General features: G+C 36.7%; 17 protein-coding genes. 3 read left to right on the top strand and 14 right to left on the bottom strand.

All coding sequences use genetic code 11. The features are described 5' to 3' along the window. Nucleotides 1-6: 6 nt before the first annotated feature. The 7 genes from smc to LF20184_RS05475 all read right to left on the bottom strand — a co-directional run bounded on the left by smc (nucleotide 7) and on the right by LF20184_RS05475 (nucleotide 10,300). Nucleotides 7-3,552, bottom strand: coding sequence for a chromosome segregation protein SMC (gene smc / locus LF20184_RS05510; RefSeq protein WP_010019447.1), 3,546 nt, complete (start codon nucleotides 3,550-3,552; stop codon nucleotides 7-9). A gap of 10 nt (nucleotides 3,553-3,562) precedes the next feature. Next, entirely contained in the window at nucleotides 3,563-4,252 is a 690-nt protein-coding gene (rnc, locus tag LF20184_RS05505; protein WP_056945150.1) for a ribonuclease III, read from the bottom strand. A gap of 594 nt (nucleotides 4,253-4,846) precedes the next feature. Continuing rightward, on the bottom strand, nucleotides 4,847-5,089 hold the full coding sequence (gene acpP, locus LF20184_RS05495; RefSeq protein ID WP_010019442.1) for an acyl carrier protein: 243 nt from the start codon (nucleotides 5,087-5,089) through the stop codon (nucleotides 4,847-4,849). Nucleotides 5,090-5,100: 11 nt separating this feature from the next. Beyond that, nucleotides 5,101-6,105, bottom strand: a complete 1,005-nt coding sequence (plsX, locus tag LF20184_RS05490; protein WP_010019441.1) for a phosphate acyltransferase PlsX — start codon at nucleotides 6,103-6,105, stop codon at nucleotides 5,101-5,103. 12 nt (nucleotides 6,106-6,117) lie between these two features. Further along, a complete protein-coding gene (recG, locus tag LF20184_RS05485) occupies nucleotides 6,118-8,151 on the bottom strand; it encodes an ATP-dependent DNA helicase RecG (RefSeq protein WP_010019440.1) in 2,034 nt (677 codons plus the stop codon). 75 nt (nucleotides 8,152-8,226) lie between these two features. After that, nucleotides 8,227-9,867: a fatty acid kinase ATP-binding subunit FakA gene (locus LF20184_RS05480; protein WP_050783086.1), complete on the bottom strand. Its 1,641-nt coding sequence runs from the start codon at nucleotides 9,865-9,867 to the stop codon at nucleotides 8,227-8,229. 64 nt (nucleotides 9,868-9,931) lie between these two features. Then, nucleotides 9,932-10,300: an Asp23/Gls24 family envelope stress response protein gene (locus tag LF20184_RS05475; protein ID WP_010019438.1), complete on the bottom strand. Its 369-nt coding sequence runs from the start codon at nucleotides 10,298-10,300 to the stop codon at nucleotides 9,932-9,934. Nucleotides 10,301-10,496: 196 nt separating this feature from the next. On the opposite strand from LF20184_RS05475, the gene rpmB reads away from it, so the two are divergent. Together rpmB and LF20184_RS05465 are read left to right on the top strand one after the other, a co-directional pair. Further along, on the top strand, nucleotides 10,497-10,682 hold the full coding sequence (rpmB, locus tag LF20184_RS05470) for a 50S ribosomal protein L28 (protein WP_010019437.1): 186 nt from the start codon (nucleotides 10,497-10,499) through the stop codon (nucleotides 10,680-10,682). An 86-nt stretch (nucleotides 10,683-10,768) separates the two neighbouring features. Continuing rightward, nucleotides 10,769-11,566, top strand: a complete 798-nt coding sequence (locus tag LF20184_RS05465; RefSeq protein WP_010019436.1) for a hypothetical protein — start codon at nucleotides 10,769-10,771, stop codon at nucleotides 11,564-11,566. Nucleotides 11,567-11,604: 38 nt separating this feature from the next. Here LF20184_RS05465 and LF20184_RS05460 read toward each other — a convergent pair whose 3' ends face one another. After that, complete coding sequence (locus LF20184_RS05460) at nucleotides 11,605-12,747, bottom strand: trans-sulfuration enzyme family protein (RefSeq protein WP_010019435.1); 1,143 nt, start codon at nucleotides 12,745-12,747, stop codon at nucleotides 11,605-11,607. Between the two features lie 155 nt (nucleotides 12,748-12,902). Here LF20184_RS05460 and LF20184_RS05455 point away from each other — a divergent pair, with 155 nt between their 5' ends. Further along, entirely contained in the window at nucleotides 12,903-13,409 is a 507-nt protein-coding gene (locus tag LF20184_RS05455; RefSeq protein ID WP_010019434.1) for a type 1 glutamine amidotransferase domain-containing protein, read from the top strand. Nucleotides 13,410-13,459: 50 nt separating this feature from the next. On the opposite strand, the gene LF20184_RS05450 is transcribed toward LF20184_RS05455, so the two are convergent. The 6 genes from LF20184_RS05450 to rsgA form a co-directional block, all read right to left on the bottom strand. Beyond that, complete coding sequence (locus tag LF20184_RS05450) at nucleotides 13,460-14,236, bottom strand: SDR family NAD(P)-dependent oxidoreductase (protein ID WP_010019433.1); 777 nt, start codon at nucleotides 14,234-14,236, stop codon at nucleotides 13,460-13,462. Nucleotides 14,237-14,255: 19 nt separating this feature from the next. Continuing rightward, a complete protein-coding gene (locus tag LF20184_RS05445; RefSeq protein ID WP_010019432.1) occupies nucleotides 14,256-14,729 on the bottom strand; it encodes an S-ribosylhomocysteine lyase in 474 nt (157 codons plus the stop codon). Between the two features lie 21 nt (nucleotides 14,730-14,750). After that, complete coding sequence (locus LF20184_RS05440) at nucleotides 14,751-15,605, bottom strand: MetQ/NlpA family ABC transporter substrate-binding protein (RefSeq protein ID WP_010019431.1); 855 nt, start codon at nucleotides 15,603-15,605, stop codon at nucleotides 14,751-14,753. 683 nt (nucleotides 15,606-16,288) lie between these two features. Then, nucleotides 16,289-16,948: a thiamine diphosphokinase gene (locus LF20184_RS05435; RefSeq protein ID WP_010019430.1), complete on the bottom strand. Its 660-nt coding sequence runs from the start codon at nucleotides 16,946-16,948 to the stop codon at nucleotides 16,289-16,291. Further along, entirely contained in the window at nucleotides 16,945-17,619 is a 675-nt protein-coding gene (rpe, locus tag LF20184_RS05430; RefSeq protein WP_010019429.1) for a ribulose-phosphate 3-epimerase, read from the bottom strand. Before rpe ends, LF20184_RS05435 begins: the two co-directional genes overlap by 4 nt. A 14-nt stretch (nucleotides 17,620-17,633) precedes the next feature. Continuing rightward, nucleotides 17,634-18,527: a ribosome small subunit-dependent GTPase A gene (gene rsgA / locus LF20184_RS05425; RefSeq protein ID WP_056945149.1), complete on the bottom strand. Its 894-nt coding sequence runs from the start codon at nucleotides 18,525-18,527 to the stop codon at nucleotides 17,634-17,636. Between the last annotated feature and the right edge of the window lies 1 nt (nucleotide 18,528).

Raw genomic sequence — 18,528 nt, 5'->3', positions numbered from 1 at the left:
TCTCTCCTATTCTTTAACTTTAACTGACAACATTCTGGAAACACCGGATTCTTCCATAGTTACACCATACAAACGGTTAACGTTCATCATAGTTCCTTTACGGTGAGTAATGACGATGAATTCAGTGTTGTCATCATATTGATTTAGATAATTGGCAAATCGATAGACATTGGCATCATCAAGTGACGCTTCAACCTCATCTAAGATACAGAATGGCACTGGTTTAGCTTTAATAATTGCAAAGAGCAAAGTAATTGCTGTCAAAGCTTTTTCCCCACCAGACAAAAGGCTCAAACGTTGGAATTTCTTCCCGGGTGGTTGAGCAATGATTTCGATTCCTGACTCTAACAAATTATCCGGCTCAGTTAGGACTAGTTTAGCACGACCACCAGCAAACATTTCTGGGAAAATCTCTTCAAAGGCTTCTGACACCTCATCAAAAGTCTTCTTAAATCTCGTCGTTACTTCTTTATCCATTTCTGACATCGTATCTAACAATTGACTTCTAGCTTGTAAAAGGTCATTTTGTTGTTGCGTTAAGAATTCGTAACGATCTTTGACCTTGTCATAGTCATCAATAGCTGATAAATTGACCGTTCCCAATTCTTCAATTCCCATCTTGAGCAAGCGTGCTTCTTTCTTCAAAGCCTCAGGATCATAATCACCACGTTTTAGTTCTTGTAGTGACGCCTCATAAGTCAATTGATAATCTTGTGACAATGTATCCAGACGACTGTCGATTTGATTGGACAATTTTGTATTTTGGATAGCCAGTGATTCTTGCTGGTCAGCGGCAGCTTTTTGCAAGTCAAAATTACGTTGAGCTTTTGAATTCAATTCACTAGATAGTGCTTGTTGCTTCTCACGCTCAGCTTTTAACTTAGCTACAACGTCTTGCAGATCATTAATTTCAGTCTGACATTCTTTGATACGATTCTTGACCTCAGTATTGCTTAAGTCTAACTGACTCTTTTCTGAATCAAGATCATTTAACTTGTTGCGTAATTGTTCAATTTGCTTTGTAGCTTGAGAAATTGATTCCTTTAAGTAGCTATTTTGATCAGATTCGTTGGCATGATTGTTTTTGATAACTGCCAATTTAGTCTGCAATTCTTGTTCTTGGTGATTGATCGTATTGAGCTGCGTATCAAAGTCAGTCAACAACTTTTGCTTTTGGTCGATTTCTTGTTGAGTGGCAGTGATTTCTTGTTGAATCTTTTTTGCAGCAGCTTTTTGAGTAGCCAAATTTTGATTTATCTGAGTCTGCTCTTCTTGATTCTTACTCAAATTGTATTTGATAACATCTAAACGTTCACTAAAGTGCTTTTCTTCACTTTGCGAAGTCGACATTTCATTTTCAAATTTATTCTTAGCTTGATTGAAATTAGCGAGTTTTTCATCGATACGTTTCTTTTCAGCGTTAAATTGAATCAATTGATTTCTCAAATCTTGAACTAAGGCTTGTTTTTGATCCATCAATAATTCTTGTTTAGAAAGCTGTTTTGTTAAATCAGTCAATTCATCTTTTCGACTCAAAATACTGGAATTAACCTTGCGTTGTTGACCACCAGTCAAGGAACCACCAGCATTTACAACATTTCCATCCAATGTAACTACACGGAACTTACGGTTAACCGCTGATGAAATATTTGTCGCATCATCAATATTTTTGGCAACTAACAAATTACCCAAAATATTCTTAACAATATTTTTTACTTTCTCATCATAGGTCACTAAATCACTAGCGACTCCAACAAAACCTGTGACCCTTTTAGCTTTGTTCAAATCATTAGTGTTGATGTTTCTAGCTTGAATAATATTAAGTGGCAAGAAAGTTGCCCGACCGCCACGACTTTGACGCAAATAGCCAATAGCTTTTTTGGCCGCCATTTCGTCTTCAGTTACGATCGATTGCAATTGATTGCCAACAACAGTTTGAATCGCCAATTGGTAAGCTTGAGGTACAGAAATAAGTTCTGCGACAGCACCAACGATTCCAGAAAGACGTGCTTTATTATTCAAAACATTTTTAGCACCTTCAAAGAAACCGGCATGTTCCTGTTCCATGTTTTCAAGCACTCTTTTACGAGCTTTGATCTCTTGCAAGTTTTCCAAAATCTTCAAATAATTGTTATTCTCGTTCTTACCTGTTTCAGTAATCTCTTGAATCGATTTCTCTAATTCTTGATTACGTGTTAAAAGTGCTTGATTGTCATCAATTAGTTGTTTAATCTCGGCATCGATCTTTTGATGACTCTTTTTGTAACCATCTAAATTAGTCGTTACCTCTTTAAGTTGAGAATTTTGTTCAGAAATCCCTGCATTGATTCGTTCTAGTTGTCTTTGTGAGAACTTCTGCTCATTGTTATTCGTCACTTGGTCTTGTAAAAGATTGACATAGTCTGTTCTCAACTGATCAATATTATCTTTAATATCAGCTGGCGTCTTTTGTTTCAACTGTTGTAAATCTTTTAACTTCTTTTCAAAGTCAGTGATCTTTTCTAGACATTGAGCTAGTTTTTGATTCGACTCAACTAGCTTAGCATCATTTTTAACTTTTTGATCTTCAACAGATTGCAATTGATTCGTCAAAGTTAACTTAGTTGTTGAATTGAAACCAGTTCTCTCGTCAGCAACAGCAATTTTACTATTGTAAATTTCTAAGGTCTTGGTTACTTCAACTAATTTAGCTTGCTTTTCATCCAACTGATTTGTCAAAGTTCTGACAGCTTGGTTATTGTCTTCAACTTGTTGATTAGCTTGAGTGACTTGTTGCGAGATATTTTGCAAACTAGCTTTAACTTCTCGCAATTCCTTATCGATCTGACGTTTTTGATTCGATAAATCTCTGATTTCAATCGTTAAGATTTTTTGATAAATATCATCGTACTTACTCTTCTGTTCCTTGTAATCACGAGCAATACTAGCTTGTTTCTTCAATGGTTCAACTTGCTTTGACAATTCCGAAACGATATCAGAAACACGATGCAAATTGTCAGTCGTATCGGATAATTTATTTTCAGCTTGTTGCTTCTTTTGCTTAAACAAGGAAACACCGGCTGATTCTTCAATAATGCTACGTCTTTCCACTGGTTTACTGTTAAAGATAGCTTCAACTCGACCTTGAGAAATAACAGAAAATGATTGTTTACCCATTCCTGAATCCATGAACAATTCAGTAATATCACGCAAACGACAAGCTTTATTATTGATTAAAAATTCCGTATCGCCATTTCTGAAGAGGCGACGACAAATTACGACCTCATCTTGAGTCGTTTTTAATTCTTTATTGCGATTATCAAATTCTAAAATTACTTCCGCACGATTCATTTGAGGACGAGTCGCACTTCCAGCAAAAATCACATCGACCATTTTGTCTCCACGTAAACTCTTCGCTGATTGTTCACCCATTACCCAACGTATGGCTTCAGTAATATTTGATTTTCCACTCCCGTTGGGTCCAACGATACCAGTGATTCCGCTTGTGAAATCAATCTTCGTCTTATCAGCAAATGATTTAAACCCATTGATCGTTAATGATTTTAATGGCATAACTTAACTCCTATAATTCATCTAATGCTCTTTTGGCTGCCATTTGTTCAGCGTGTTTCTTGCTGTATCCAAGTCCTTTGGACAAAATCTTACCGTTAGCAATTAGTTCAACTTTAAATTTCTTATCGTGATCAGGACCTTCTTCATCGATCACTTTGTAATCAATTTCAACTTCGCCTGATTGTTGTAATTTTTCTTGAAGATGTGTCTTAAAATCAGTATCCTCAGAGAATTCGCCCGAATCAATATGTGGATAAACTACCTTCTTCAAAAATTCATTGACGACTTCATTACCTTGGTCCAAGTACAAAGCACCATTAAAAGCCTCAAAGATATCTTCGAGTAAAGTATGTCTTTGACGAGCCCCTTGTTTCTCTTCACCTTTTCCAATCAATAAATATTTATCAATTTGGATTTCTTTGGCAAAACGAGCAAAACTGTCTGTTCTGACAATGTCTGATCTCAAACGTGTCAACTTGCCTTCTGGTAATTCTGGGTACTTTTCAAAGAGGTAGCGAGAGATATTGATTTCTAGGACCGCATCCCCCAAAAACTCTAGACGTTCATAATCACCAATACCGAGCCCTTTATGCTCGTTATCAAATGAGGAATGCGTCATAGCTCTTTGAACTAATTTTTTATTGTTAAACTTGATTCCATACTTTTTATCTAAAAATTCTAAAAATTTTGGATCTAACATAACGTGTCCCCTTTCCGATAATATTAATTATACTAAACTTTTCTATTAAATAATTAGCTGGATAAAAAAATAAGACCACTTGGCCTTAAATTTCGTTATTAAATTTTGAATGTGAGTTATACTGCCGTCGTCCGCAAAAGCTCTGTGATTGGCTGGAACGCTGCCGACACGACTTGAAACCAATACATGGAACAAGTGCGTATTGTTTCCAAGCTCGGTCTTATTCTAAGCGATAAATCGCTAAGAATAATTTGGCGGCTGAGCCATCACAGAACTTTTGCTACCGACTAGTTTCTATTATTTATTTTAATAACATTGGATTTGCATTAATCGAATGGTTATATCACTGTTTATTTCAATCAATTAAATGAAATAAATTTAGAAACACTATCTAGTCGGGAGTGAGAGCCCTGGAAAATGCTCAGCCGTGAAATTTCACTTGGCAATTTATTGCCTAGTGAAAGGTCGAGCTTGAAGACTTTGCCTGAACTTGGGCTTAGCAAAGACTCCAAGTCGTGCGCACATTCTCCAGCATTTTCCAGGACCGAACGGACGACGGAATTCTTATTCCCACTCAAACTTCAAATAAAAATCTTATCCTTGATGTGAAGAAATATAGCTAACTGCTTCACCAACAGTTGTAATCTTTTCGGCATCGTCATCAGGAATTTCTGAACCGAACTCATCCTCAAGTTCTAGTACAAATTCTACAAGGTCGATAGAATCCGCATCCAAATCCTTTGTAAATGATGTTTCCTTAGTAATTGTTGAAGCGTCTACTTCAAATTTGTCAGCAATCAATGCTTTGATTTTGTCAAATACAGCTTGTTCTGTCATAAAAACTCTCCCTATTTTTCGGCGTTCATTTTTTCGAAATATTTATTAGCTTTGTTAATTGTATCGTTAGTTAACATATCATAAATTTGTTTAACAGTATAATAGACTGTCTTACTGTCAGCTGCACCGTGGGCTTTGATCACTGGAGATTTCAAACCTAACAATACAGCTCCACCAGCTTGAGAAGTATCAAACATCTTACGCATACCTTTTAGTGATGGACTAACGATAGCTGCACCCATTTTAGTAAATATACCATTATTTAGCAAGGCGTCTTTTAATTGTTTCAACAAAATGGTTGCTGTACCTTCAGTAGCCTTCAAAGCAGCATTACCAGTGAATCCGTCGGTTACGATAACATCCGCAACTCCAGCTAAGATATCGCCAGATTCCACGTTTCCGATAAAGTTGATGCCTTCAGTTTCTTTCAAGAGTTGATAGGCTTCTTTGTGCAAAGTATCACCCTTATCGTATTCAGTTCCGTTGTTCAACAAGGCAATTCTTGGTTGGTCGATTTTTTTAACGTCGTGTGCATAGATTGAACCCATGATTGCCCACTGTTGCAAGTAACTTGCTTTAGCTTCTGCATTAGCACCAACATCCAACATATTAACTCCGTTAGTAGAATTAGTAACTGGCAAAGTTGGCATCAAGGCTGGACGAGCCACTTGTTTGATACGTCCAACGATAAAGATTCCACTGGCCAATAAAGCTCCAGTATTACCTAATGAAAATAAAGCGTCATTTTCGCCATCTTTAACTGATTTAGCAGCCAAGACCATCGAAGCATTTTTCTTAGTTCTGATAGCTCTGACTGGTTCATCAGTTCCAAGAATTTCTTCATCGGTGTGAACTATCTTGATTCTTTCGTCATTTTGCAAATACTTCTTAATTTCTGATTCCTTACCATAGAGAACGAATTCTAAATCTTTCCACTCATCGCGAGCTTGTTCGATTCCCTCAACAATTACTTTAGGAGCGTTATCGCCACCCATAGCATCAACAGCTATTTTCATAATATTTCCTCACTAATCAAAATTATTTAATTGATCATACTCTTCATTAATAAATGACTTCAAATTCTTAGTCTCTGGACTATTGAATAACTTATCATCTTCAAACAAACGACTGGCTTCTTCTTGTGCCACTTCTAAAATATTGATGTCATTGATAGGATTGCCTATTTTGAATTCTGGCAAACCTGATTGACGATTTCCCAACAAGTCACCAGCACCACGCATCTTTAAATCTTCTTCAGCTAGTACAAAGCCATCGTTGGTTGAAGTTAAAATCTTCATCCGTTCTGCTGCCGATTCATTCTTTGGATCAGCAATCAAAATACAATATGATTGTTTATCGCCACGACCAACACGACCACGCAACTGATGCAATTGAGACAAGCCGAAACGATTGGCATCATAGATCACCATTACTGAAGCATTAGGGACATCGACCCCAACTTCAATTACCGTCGTCGATACTAAAACATCGATTTTTTTATCGCTGAAGTCACTCATGACAGCTTCTTTTTGGTCGTTTGGCATTTGTCCATGCAATAAACCAATTTTATATTTTTTACCAAACAACTCAGTAAATTTATCAAAAATCAATTCAGCATTCTTCAAATCCATCGTTTCCGACTCAGAGATCAACGGCGTAACAACATAAACTTGTGAACCTGTCTGTAACTCCTTAGCCACAAATTGATACATTTGCTCAATTTTTTGACTACGGATCCAATAAGTTTCAATTTTTTTACGACCAGCAGGCAATTGATCGATTCTCGAGACATCCATATCGCCATAAGTCGTAATCGCTAATGTTCTAGGGATCGGCGTCGCTGTCATTGCCAAGACATCCGGGTTATTTCCCTTTTGACGCAAGGCTTTTCTCTGATTGACACCAAAACGATGCTGCTCATCGATTACAATGAATCCTAAATCTTTAAATTCAACGCTATCTTGTATCAAGGCATGCGTTCCGACTACGATATTAGTCTTGCCATTTAAAATATCGCCGGCAATAAAATCATGCTCTTTTTTAGTCAAAGAACCTGTCAACAAAGCAGTTCTTATCTTCAACGGCGTTAACAGTTTACTGATTTTATCAAAATGCTGCTGGGCTAAGATCTCGGTTGGTGCCATAATAGCTGCCTGATAACCTGCTGTCACTGAAGCTAGCATAGCAATCACTGAGACGATTGTCTTACCAGAACCAACATCCCCTTGCAACAAGCGATTCATATGATGATTTGAAGCCATATCTTGTAAAATCTCTTGCACTACTCGATTTTGGGCATCAGTCAACTTAAATGGCAAACTCTTGATAAAGTCATCCAAAAATTTTTGATCATACTTTTCAACGATACCGATATTTTGGTTGTCATCATTTCGTTTAATACTTTGCAAGCCGCATTGAAATAAGAAGAATTCTCGAAATTTAGCACTTCTTCTGGCTTCTTCACTCTGTTCTTCACTTTTGGGAAAATGAATTCCCGAAACAATCTGTTCATCATCTAGCAATTTATATTTCAAACGCAAATAACTAGGAACAACTGTCTCAATTTGATCATGATATTTTTCAAAAGCAACTTTAATCAAATTGACCAAAGTTTTTTGATGGATATTTTTATTGACTGAATAAACTGAGTCAACCGAATTATCATCGACGCCAATTACTTTCATTCCCATCAATGAACGACGATTAGCATTCCATTTGCCATAAACGGCCGCTTCATTACCTGTTTCGAATTTATCTTTTAACCAAGGCTGATTAAAAAAAGTTACCATGATTGATTCGTTATCAGTCATCAAACGAACATTCAACCGCGTTTTCTTGTAACCAAAGCGAGATACGACCGGCTCACTAGCGACTACACCTTTGATCAGAATTTTTTCTTGATCTATTGCATCATCTAAAGACTTAGCTTGCATATCTTCATAGCGAAAAGGGAAATAAAACAGCAAGTCATATACGTTGTTGATTCCTAATGATTGCAGTGCTTCTAGACGCTTTGGCCCAACACTGGGTAATTGTGCTAACGATACTTTTCTTAAATCCATTTACATTCCCCTTCCTCTGAAATCAAAAAAAGGGCGTGACAAAACAAACGTTTCATCATTGCCTCCTTTAAAAAATTATTCAACCGAAATCAAATAAGGATAAACTGGTTGATCTCCTTGGTGAATTTCTGTCTCTAAGTCATCATACTTATCGTCTAAGTAATCAGCAATCTTTTGAGCATCGTCTTGGTTACCATCTTCACCAATCAAGATAGTAATTACTTCACTATCTTCATCAATCATCTTATCAAGCATCTTTTCGGTACCAGAAATAATGTCTTCATCGTCAACTAAAATTTTGCCATCGACAATTCCCATGTAATGACCCTTAGTGATCTTTAGACCATCGATTTCAGTATCACGAATTGCTTGAGTAATTTGACCACTCTTAACTGTATCCAAAGAATCTTCCATGTTTGCTTCATTTTCTGAAAGTTCAGCATCAGGATTGAAAGAAAGCATAGCAGTCATTCCTTGAGAAATAGTCTTAGAACCAACGATTGCAACTGGAATATCAACTAAATCAACTGCTTGTTTAGCCGCCATGACAATATTACCGTTATTTGGCAATACTAAGGCACGTTTAGCATTTGACTTATTAATAGCGTCGACAATATCGTTAGTTGATGGATTCATTGTTTGTCCACCACTAATTACATGAGTTACACCTAAACTCTTGAACAATTCTGTCAAACCAGCACCAGATGAAACAGCAATAACTGCATAGTCAATAGCTGCTTGTGGTTGTGCTTCTGGTGTCATTGGCTCGTCATCATCAACAATTGTTTCATGTTGCAAACGCATGTTGTCGATTTTGATTTTTGAAAGTGAACCGTATTTTCTACCAGCTGCCCAAACTTTGTAAGGATAGTTAGTATGAACGTGAACTTTAACAACTTCGTCATCGGAAACAACAATTAATGAGTCACCGATTTTATCTAAATAACTACGTAACTTGTCATTTTTAAATTTTTCATCAGAAGTTGGGTTCTTGCCTAATTCAACCATCATTTCAGTACAGTAGCCATTCTTGATCTCATCAGTATTGAATTGACCTTGAACTGATTGGTGGTGGTTCGCATTGACCATTTCAGTCATGTCTCGTTCGTCAGGGACGTATTCTTCTTCGTCGCTAGCAACGCCACTTAAACCTTCTAAAAAGCCTTCATAAATAAAGACTAGTCCTTGACCACCGGAATCAACTACACCTACTTCTTTTAAAACAGGCAAAAGTGATGGTGTCTTCTCAAGTCCAACTTTAGCACCAGCCACAACGGCTTTTAAGATCTCAATCGTATCATTTGTTGTCTTAACTTTTTCCATTGCTGCTTCAGCACCGAATCTAGCAACAGTCAAAATTGTTCCTTCAACGGGTTTCATAACAGCTTTATAGGCAGTTTTTACACCATCATCAAAAGCTTTTGCTAAGTCCATTGCTGTCAAAGTTTCTTTATCTTCGATACTCTTTGAAAATCCACGGAAGATTTGTGATGTAATAACACCAGAGTTTCCACGAGCACCCATCAAAAGTCCCTTTGCAAGAGCTTTTCCGAGTGTCCCTACATGATTACTCTCTGATTCATTAACAGCCTTAAAACCGCTTTGTATAGTTAAACTCATATTTGTTCCGGTATCGCCATCAGGAACCGGAAAGACATTAAGTGAGTTTACAAACTTAGCATTCTTTTCAAGTCTGTGCGATGCAACACGCACCATATCTGAAAATTCTTTTTTTGTAATTAGTTCTTTGCTCAAAAGTTTCCCCTCCAACCAGCTTTACCTATTCGATATCGTCCAGAACTTTAATTCCTTGAACATAAATGTTAACAGTGCCAGCTGGCGTTCCAAGCATTGTTTCTAGGTTATATTTTACTTTTTCTTTTAAATTTTTCGCTACTTCGGATATTTTGATTCCATATCCAACGATTATGTAGACATCAACGGCCAGTTTACCATCTTCTTGATGAATAACTACACCTCTAGAAAAGTCCTCACGGTTCAAAATCGTATTCATCCCGTCACGTAGCTGGTTCTTGCTTGCCATACCTACAATACCGTAGATATCAGAAGCAGCACCGCCGACAATTGTAGCAACAGTATTTGTTGAAACTTCAATTTCACCATGTTTTGTTTTAATTGTAACTGCCATCTCTGGATCCTCCTATTCATGGACCAAATCTATCATAAACAATAAAATTCTATCATAGCCACAAATCTAATTAAAGAATTAAACTAGATAAAAGTCGATTATTCCATAATTACTCTATTGCTTTAACCATTTATATATGGTAAATTAGTCAGGTGATATTTTAAAGAAAAACATGTAGCCAAAGGAGGTCGGTCCCATGGCAAAAGATATTATTACAGGCCGTAAAACAGTGTTCGGTAACAAACGTTCACACGCTCTTAACCAATCAAAACGTTCTTGGAAGCCAAATTTGCAAAAAGTTCGTATCATGGTTGATGGTAAGCCAAAACGTGTATGGGTTTCAGCTAGAGCATTGAAATCAGGAAAAGTTACTCGTGTATAATTATCACTTAATAATTTAAAAGAGACTAACATTATTGTTGGTCTCTTTTATTTTATCCTATAATAATCAATTAAAGGAGGGATTTTATGAAAATCACTATTGGCACTAAAAAGAATAATGACGAAGAATTAATGCAAGCTATCGTCAATGCCAAAGACGGCGACGTGATCGAATTACTGCCTGGAACTTATTTTTCTAGAAATAATCCCTTTATTTGTACGATCAGACGCGATATTTCCTTTATTGGCAAAACCTCTGATAAAGAAGACGTCAAATTATATTGCAGTTTTACCGTTGGTGCTAAAAATACTTTGATTTTTAAAAATTTAAGCATCATCTACCCTGCTAACGATGAAAATACTATGTCAGCTTACGACGGTGCCAGAGTTTATGGACAAAATATCATTATCGATCGCCAAACGAGTGACTACTGGGATACGATTTACGGACAAAATGCTTATTTCTCATTTAAAGATTCCAAAATCTTAACTGGCAAAAAAATTAAAGCCATTGGTTTGTCACTCGAAAAAAGCCAATTATTTGCGGACAACACCGAATTTCAATTGCTGTTTCAAAAAGATTCTACAGTCTATTTAAAAGACTCTACTATTTTGCATAAATTTGAATTACGCCAAGGTTCAAAAACTTTCTTTAAAAATTTGACGATTGATTCAACTACTACCGACTATAAAAATGATTTAGCCGTTAAAACTAAATCTCAAATCAGCGGCAACGACCTTATTTTCGTAAAAAATAAACCACAAGTAAGAATTTTAGAAAGTCAATTTGACGTTGATGACTTTCAACCAGAAACGAATCACATTAATTTTAAGTTTGATAAGAAATCAAAAATCAGTATTGATGGAAAAAATCTAAAAAAATAAATCTCGATAAAATGTAATTACATTCTATCGAGATTTTTTTATAATCTATCTAAACTCTGTGCTAAATCATCAATCAAATCGTTCACATCTTCAATACCAACTGACAGTCTAACTAGTTGATGTGTAATACCAGCCTTTAGTTGTTCTTCAGGCGAAAGTTCGGCATGGGTCATCTTATAAGGCAATTCGATTAAACTTTCAACAGCACCCAAACTAACCGCCAATTGAATCAATTTAGTTCCCTCAACAAATTTAGTTGAATCTAATCCGTCAGCTAATTCAAAAGAAACAATTCCACCAAAACCATCAGCTTCTTTAGCAGCAATCTCGTGATCCTTACTACCAGCGATTCCAGGATAATAAATCTTAATGATTTCTGGACGGCTTTGTAGAAATTCTACAATCTTTTTAGCATTGCTTAAATGACGATCCATTCGCACGGATAAAGTTTGAATTCCACGACGAACTAAATTGGAATCCTCTGGTGACAAAGTTGATCCAATCGCATTTTGATTGAAGTAAATTTTGTCAGCAATATCTTTGTCCTTGGCTACGGCAATACCTGCAATGACGTCTGAATGACCACTGAGATATTTTGTAGCTGAATGAATAACAATGTCAGCGCCTAAATCTAGTGGACGTTGTAAATATGGTGACAAGAACGTATTATCAACGATCGTTAAAAGATTATTAGCCTTAGCAACTTTACTTACACCCGCAACGCTTGTCACGTGCAACAAAGGATTGGTAAAACTTTCAAAATAAACTGCTTTCGTATTAGGCTTGATTGCTTGTCTAATTTCGTCCAAATTTTGAGTATCAACAGCGGTAAATTCAATTTGCCAACGCTTGAAGAATTCATTAATGATTCTAAAAGTACCACCATAAATTTCTTTACCGATAATCAAGTGGTCTCCGGGTTTAAAAATCGCCAAAACAGCATGAATGGCAGCTGAACCTGAAGAAAAAGCAAATCCACGATAGCCATTTTCTAGCTGAGCTACTTGTTCTTCCAAATAATTTCTCGTTGGATTGCCAGAACGTGCATAATCATATTTCACTTTGGCATCAACTGATGGATAAATATAAGTTGAAGAATTGTAAACCGGAACATTTACTGCTCCAGTATTGTTGTCATTTTGTGGTTCTCCATGAACCAATTTTGTATTAAAACCTGTCATAATAACCTCCCTAACGCATATCACAGACCTTATGTTACTTCACAAAAAACACTTTAACAATTAAACAATAAAAATATTTATAATGGAAATCATTTGACTCGCCCCTACCCTTAACTAGTAAAGTATTACTATATTAATGAGGAGGAAACAAATTTATGAGTAAGATTATTGCTGTAATGGCTAACGACGTTGAGGATATTGAGTTCACATCCCCTGCAAAAGCTTTAACAGATGCTGGTAACGAGGTAACTCTAGTTGGAGCAAATGCTAACGAAAAATTAGTCGGCAAACACGGCACAGAATTCACAACTGAAAAAGGAATCGATGACATTAACGCTGATGATTACGATGCTTTATTAATTCCTGGTGGTTTCTCACCTGATAATCTTCGTGCCGATGAAAGATTCGTCGAACTTGCTAAGAAATTCATGCTCAATGATAAAGCTATCTTTTCAATCTGCCACGGTCCACAACTTTTGATGCAAACAGGCTTAGTTAAAGGTAGAACTTTAACTTCATACAAGACTGTTCAAACTGATCTTTACTATGCCGGTGGTATCGTTAAAGATGAACCAGTAGTTATCGATCGTCATTTGATAACTAGCCGTACCCCTGATGACTTGGATGCTTTTAACAAAGCCATCGTTAATGAATTACAATAAATATCTAAAAAAAAGCTAGCCAGTTATTTAAAATTGGCTAGCTTATTTTTTTAATTCATCGTCATTCCACCAGTTACGTTGATGCCCTGTCCAGTCATATAATCTGACAATGGACTAGCTAAGAACAACACGACATTGGCAACATCTTTAGGAGTTCCTGTCCGTCCTAGTGGTACTTGGCTGTTGTCTTCCTTTTCAATATCGTCAGCGGTTAAGCCCCTGATTTTAGCACCATCTTTTCTTTCACGATGCTTCATTGAAGTCTCAATAATACCGGGACAAACTGCATTGACATTGATTTGGTCTTTGGCTACTTCGATTGCCAGAGTCTTTGTCAAACCAAGCACGGCGTGTTTAGAAGCAACGTAAGCTGACATCGCACGATAACCGTTTTTACCAGCTTGCGAAGCTATCAAAACTACTTTTCCAGGACGTTTGGCGGCAACCATCAATTTAACAATGTATTTGCTGACTAAGTAAGTTCCACGTGTATTAACAGCTAAAGTCTTATCAAAATCACTCGTCTGACTGTCGATTAAATAATCCATCGTCGAAATTCCAGCTACATTAACTAAAATGTTGGGAGTAAGATTTTGAGTTTTTAGTTGATCTGCTAAATTTTTGACGCTAGTTTCGTCACTGACATCGAGATGAATTTGATATTCAAAGTCATTCAGTCGTTTCAAATCACTATTTTGATACGATAGATCAGCTGCAATCACAATTGCTTTTTCGTTTTGAAAAGTCGTCACCACTTCACGTCCGATACCTTGAAAACCACCAGTGACGAGGACGATTTTTTTCTCTAAAGATGTAAATAGACTCATAATTAACCTTCTTTACTAATTAGATTACGTGGCGTTCATAAGGGTCGTTAGAAATTCCTTCTTCAAGAATCTTCTTTGACCATTCCTTAGCTGAGAATAATGAATGATCACGATAGTTACCACAACTGTATTTGTCAGTTCCTTGAACGTCTTTCCATTCGATGTTTTCGGCGATATCTGTCAAAGCGCCTTTCAAAGCTTCAGCAACTTCAGTAGTTGAATGTTCACCCCAAGTAATCAAATGAAAACCTGTACGACAACCGAATGGAGAACAATCAATCACGCCGTCTAGTCTGTCTCTCAAAAGTCCTGCTAGCAAATGTTCAATCGTATGCAAACCTGCAGTAGGAATAGCATTTTCATTAGGTTGTACTAAACGCAAATCGTAATTTGAAATTGCATCGCCTTTTGCTCCGTGTTCCTCAGTAATCAAACGAACGTATGGTGCCTTTACCTTTGTGTGATCCAATGTAAAACTTTCAACTTTAGCCATAATAATTATCTCCTTAAAATTTTATTTATTTTCCAAATATGTTAATGGTTTATTAACTTCAATCTTAGTTCCGTAATATTTTTTCTTGATGTATTCTTGAATCTTCTTGTTGTGGTAGAGCTTAACTAATTTCTTGTAGTTAGCATTATTTTTATTCTTATCAGCAGTTGCTAGAATATTGACGTTTTCTTTGGTGCTTTGATCAATCTTTTCGTGGTAGATAGAATCAGTCAAAACGTGAAGTCCACTTTCCAAAGCAACTGTATTAGAAATGAGAACTACTGGTACGTCATTTAAAACTCTTGGACCGGTGGTATCGTCGATTTCCTTGAATTTAAGATTTTTGGGATTGGAAGTAATATCTTTGGTATTATCTAAAGCTCCAAAATCTTTCTTCAAAGTTATCAAACCGGCTGCTTGCAGTAACAACAATCCTCGTGATGTATTGGCAGGATTGTTAGCAATGGCGATGGTCGTGCCATCAGGAATATCTTCAACACTCTTATATTTCTTAGAATAAATTCCCAAAGGTTCCAAATAAGTTGTTCCCAAAGCAGCTAACTTTCCTTTAGGATTTTGTTTATTGTAAGCCTTGTAATAAGACCATGATTGAAAAGCATTGACATCGACTTGTCCTTGACTTGTGGCGGAGTTAAGTTGTGCCCCATCAGTGATTTCCTTAGTTTTGATATTCAAACCTAATTTCTTGGCTTGAGAACTCTTAGCAATGTGTTCCCAAATATCTAGGTCTGAACCTTGCGAACCAACAACGATGGTGTCGTCATCAGCCGCCTTTGATTGATTTCCACAGCCGACCAATAAAATAACCGACAGTGCTAAAAGTACTGTAACAATTAAACTTTTCCCTTTTCTCATTTCCTTCTCCTCCTCTATTCTAATAATCCTCTAATTTTTATGTTGGTCTAAGCCATAAACTTTTCACAAAAATGCCTCCTCGATTGGTTAAATAATTAATATCAAATTCTGATGTTGACTATGGGGACTGAGCTGCCCCAATACGTTGTGGGAAAATTAAAATTCCCCTACAACTAAGGAATACGGAAGCTAAAGCTTCCCCATAACTGTCTCTAAGTGGCATAGCCACAAAGAGACAGTAAAAAATCGCCCCTACAAAACAGACCTAAATCTGAATTGTAGGGACGATTTCCCGTGATACCACCCTAATTTATATTTTGCTTACACAAAATACCTCAACGACACTAACATGTCCGGGATGATATCGCATCCTTGCGTACCTTTGGCTTGCACCTAGGTAAGACTCCAAGCTCATCTTCAATCAACGTTCGCTCCACCTTTTCACTATCCGATGGTCACTCTTCAAACTAATAGTTGATCTACTCTTCTCTTCAACGTCTAATAAGATTAATTAATTTTTAATCGTTTGATTGGTGATTAATTTACTCTAGTAGTTTTTCTTTGTCAACGTTATTTTGAAAATAATTTTCTTTTGGCATTTAATCTTTATTTTAAAAATACTCTCAACCCCTTGATTTAATGGGCATAAAAAAAGACATCTTCCATCAGAAAATGTCTTAAATTTATTTTTTATCTTTACTCTGAATAACGGCTACGATGCCACTTTCAAAACTAAAGTCGATCGTATCTTTGACGAATTCATTACTAGCCCAACTGACTGGATGTTCCACGCTGTAGTCTGTCAATTTATACTTAGCATCAAACAAATTCAGGTGCGTTACTGGTCCTAAATTAACAAAAGCTACGTATTTCATTGAATTCTCGTGAAAAATCGTATAACGACCTGGTTTGAAGAATCTGATCGTATTGGTTGCTGACTTGTAATACAACTTGTCATAAAAGTCCAAGAATCTCGAATCATATGGCAAGAACAAATTAACTAAAAAGTGATCGATACGGCCACCTGTGGCTCCATAAACGTAATACTCCTGAGCATTGTACTTTTCCTTAGCTGCCAACAAACACAGCTCAGAATCCGTATCATCCTTTTCAGGAGGGAATTTTTCAAAGACTGGCACATTATCTTGCAAGAGTTTTTGTTCTTTTTTGTTGATAGAATCAAAATCTCCAATCGCAATTTCAGGGATTATCCCACTTGCCATCAAATGCAAACTGCCTCGATCTGCTCCAACCCAAGGTCCAGGAATTGCTTTGATACTCTTTTTTAACTCGTCAGGATATTCGCTATCGGGACCACCTAAAAGAATATTTACTCGTTTCATTGCTTTGCTTCCACAGCCAAAGAACGAATGTCATCGATTCTCTTTTCTAAGCCAGCTTCACCATTGAATAAGTATGACCCAGCTACGAAAATATCAGCTCCAGCTCGAGCACATTGACTGATCGTGTCAGCATTGATTCCACCATCGACTTCAATTTCAAAATTGTCATCGGCAGCTGTTTGACGTAATTGATCCAAACGTTGAATCTTTTTAGTCATACCAGGAATGAACTTTTGTCCACCAAAACCGGGATTAACTGTCATAACTAGAATTTGGTCAATGATTGGGAAAAGCTCTTTTACAGTCTCTAGAGGCGTTCCAGGATTAACAACTACCCCAGCACGGGCTCCATAGCTTTTTACCAAATCAATTGAACGGTAGATGTGTTGCGTACTTTCAGCATGAATCAAGACTGTATCAGCTCCAGCATCAATCACTGGTTTGATATAAGCATCTGGATTTTCCATCATCATATGGATATCCAAAGGCTTGTCAGTTACTCGACGCATCCCTTCAACGACGCTAGGACTAAAGGACATGTTAGGGACAAAGTTTCCGTCCATCATATCGATATGAAAAACATCTGCTCCTGCCTTATCAGCGGCTCTAACATCTCGTTCTAGATTCATAATATCTGCAGATAAAATTGATGGTGCAATCTTTACTGTCATCAAAAATCAACTCCTCAATATCTTTTTTTGTACGAATTAATTTCATTCAAAAAGTAGAGATAATTGTCATAACGACTTTGCATTATCTGACCTTCTGAAAGTTTTTCTTTTACAGCACAGTTAGGTTCATTCACATGGCGACATCCACGAAATTGGCACATATCACTGTATTTCAAAAATTCAGGAAAAAGTTTTGGCAATTCTTCAGCAGGAATATTTTGTAGATCAATTGAAGAAAATCCCGGTGTATCAGCAACTAAACCACCTTCAATATCGAACAACGATACTTGACGGGTCGTATGCTTACCACGATTCAATGTTTGAGAAATTTCTGCCGTTGCCAAACCCAGATCATGATCGATGTGGTTTAGCAAAGTTGACTTCCCAGCACCTGATTGACCAGTAAAGACTGTCACTTTGTCCGCAAAAGTTGCTTTTAGCTTGGAAACTTGTTGATCATTGTAGCTGTCGCGGTCACAAAAAACTTGATAGTCGGCATGTTCATGGTAACCCATCAAAGTTGTCTTTAACTCAGCGTATTGTTCATCAGACAGCAAATCAGCCTTTGTTAAATAAATTACAGGCTCAATCTCATTATGCTCGATATTTACCAAAATTTTGTCTAATAAATTACTAGAAAAATTAGGCTCTGCCGCTGAAGTTACGACAATTGCTTGGTCGACATTTGCAATCGGTGGACGTACCAAACTATTCTCACGAGGCAAAATTTCCAAAATATAACCCAAATCTCCCGTTGAGTCAAAACTCACTTTGTCACCAACTAAAGGCTTGATCTTACGCTTACGAAAATTTCCGCGAGCTCTAGTTCGTACTAAAACGTTGCTTTCATCGTCTAAAACATCATAAAATCCACTGATTGATTTTATAATTCTTCCTGTTTTTTCCATA

The sequence above is a fragment of the Companilactobacillus farciminis KCTC 3681 = DSM 20184 genome (assembly GCF_002706745.1).
GTDB classification, from domain to species: Bacteria; Bacillota; Bacilli; order Lactobacillales; family Lactobacillaceae; genus Companilactobacillus; species Companilactobacillus farciminis.
The sequence above is the reverse complement of the archived record's forward strand: the minus strand, read 5'-3'. Positions and strand labels throughout refer to the sequence as shown.

Coding starts and splice junctions, on each gene's coding strand:
- smc (WP_010019447.1), bottom strand. CDS start 3,552: ATGCCATTAAAATCATTAACGATCAATGGGTTTAAATCATTTGCTGAT.
- rnc (WP_056945150.1), bottom strand. CDS start 4,252: ATGTTAGATCCAAAATTTTTAGAATTTTTAGATAAAAAGTATGGAATC.
- acpP (WP_010019442.1), bottom strand. CDS start 5,089: ATGACAGAACAAGCTGTATTTGACAAAATCAAAGCATTGATTGCTGAC.
- plsX (WP_010019441.1), bottom strand. CDS start 6,105: ATGAAAATAGCTGTTGATGCTATGGGTGGCGATAACGCTCCTAAAGTA.
- recG (WP_010019440.1), bottom strand. CDS start 8,151: ATGGATTTAAGAAAAGTATCGTTAGCACAATTACCCAGTGTTGGGCCA.
- LF20184_RS05480 (WP_050783086.1), bottom strand. CDS start 9,867: ATGGTGCGTGTTGCATCGCACAGACTTGAAAAGAATGCTAAGTTTGTA.
- LF20184_RS05475 (WP_010019438.1), bottom strand. CDS start 10,300: ATGGCAGTTACAATTAAAACAAAACATGGTGAAATTGAAGTTTCAACA.
- rpmB (WP_010019437.1), top strand. CDS start 10,497: ATGGCAAAAGATATTATTACAGGCCGTAAAACAGTGTTCGGTAACAAA.
- LF20184_RS05465 (WP_010019436.1), top strand. CDS start 10,769: ATGAAAATCACTATTGGCACTAAAAAGAATAATGACGAAGAATTAATG.
- LF20184_RS05460 (WP_010019435.1), bottom strand. CDS start 12,747: ATGACAGGTTTTAATACAAAATTGGTTCATGGAGAACCACAAAATGAC.
- LF20184_RS05455 (WP_010019434.1), top strand. CDS start 12,903: ATGAGTAAGATTATTGCTGTAATGGCTAACGACGTTGAGGATATTGAG.
- LF20184_RS05450 (WP_010019433.1), bottom strand. CDS start 14,236: ATGAGTCTATTTACATCTTTAGAGAAAAAAATCGTCCTCGTCACTGGT.
- LF20184_RS05445 (WP_010019432.1), bottom strand. CDS start 14,729: ATGGCTAAAGTTGAAAGTTTTACATTGGATCACACAAAGGTAAAGGCA.
- LF20184_RS05440 (WP_010019431.1), bottom strand. CDS start 15,605: ATGAGAAAAGGGAAAAGTTTAATTGTTACAGTACTTTTAGCACTGTCG.
- LF20184_RS05435 (WP_010019430.1), bottom strand. CDS start 16,948: ATGAAACGAGTAAATATTCTTTTAGGTGGTCCCGATAGCGAATATCCT.
- rpe (WP_010019429.1), bottom strand. CDS start 17,619: ATGACAGTAAAGATTGCACCATCAATTTTATCTGCAGATATTATGAAT.
- rsgA (WP_056945149.1), bottom strand. CDS start 18,527: ATGGAAAAAACAGGAAGAATTATAAAATCAATCAGTGGATTTTATGAT.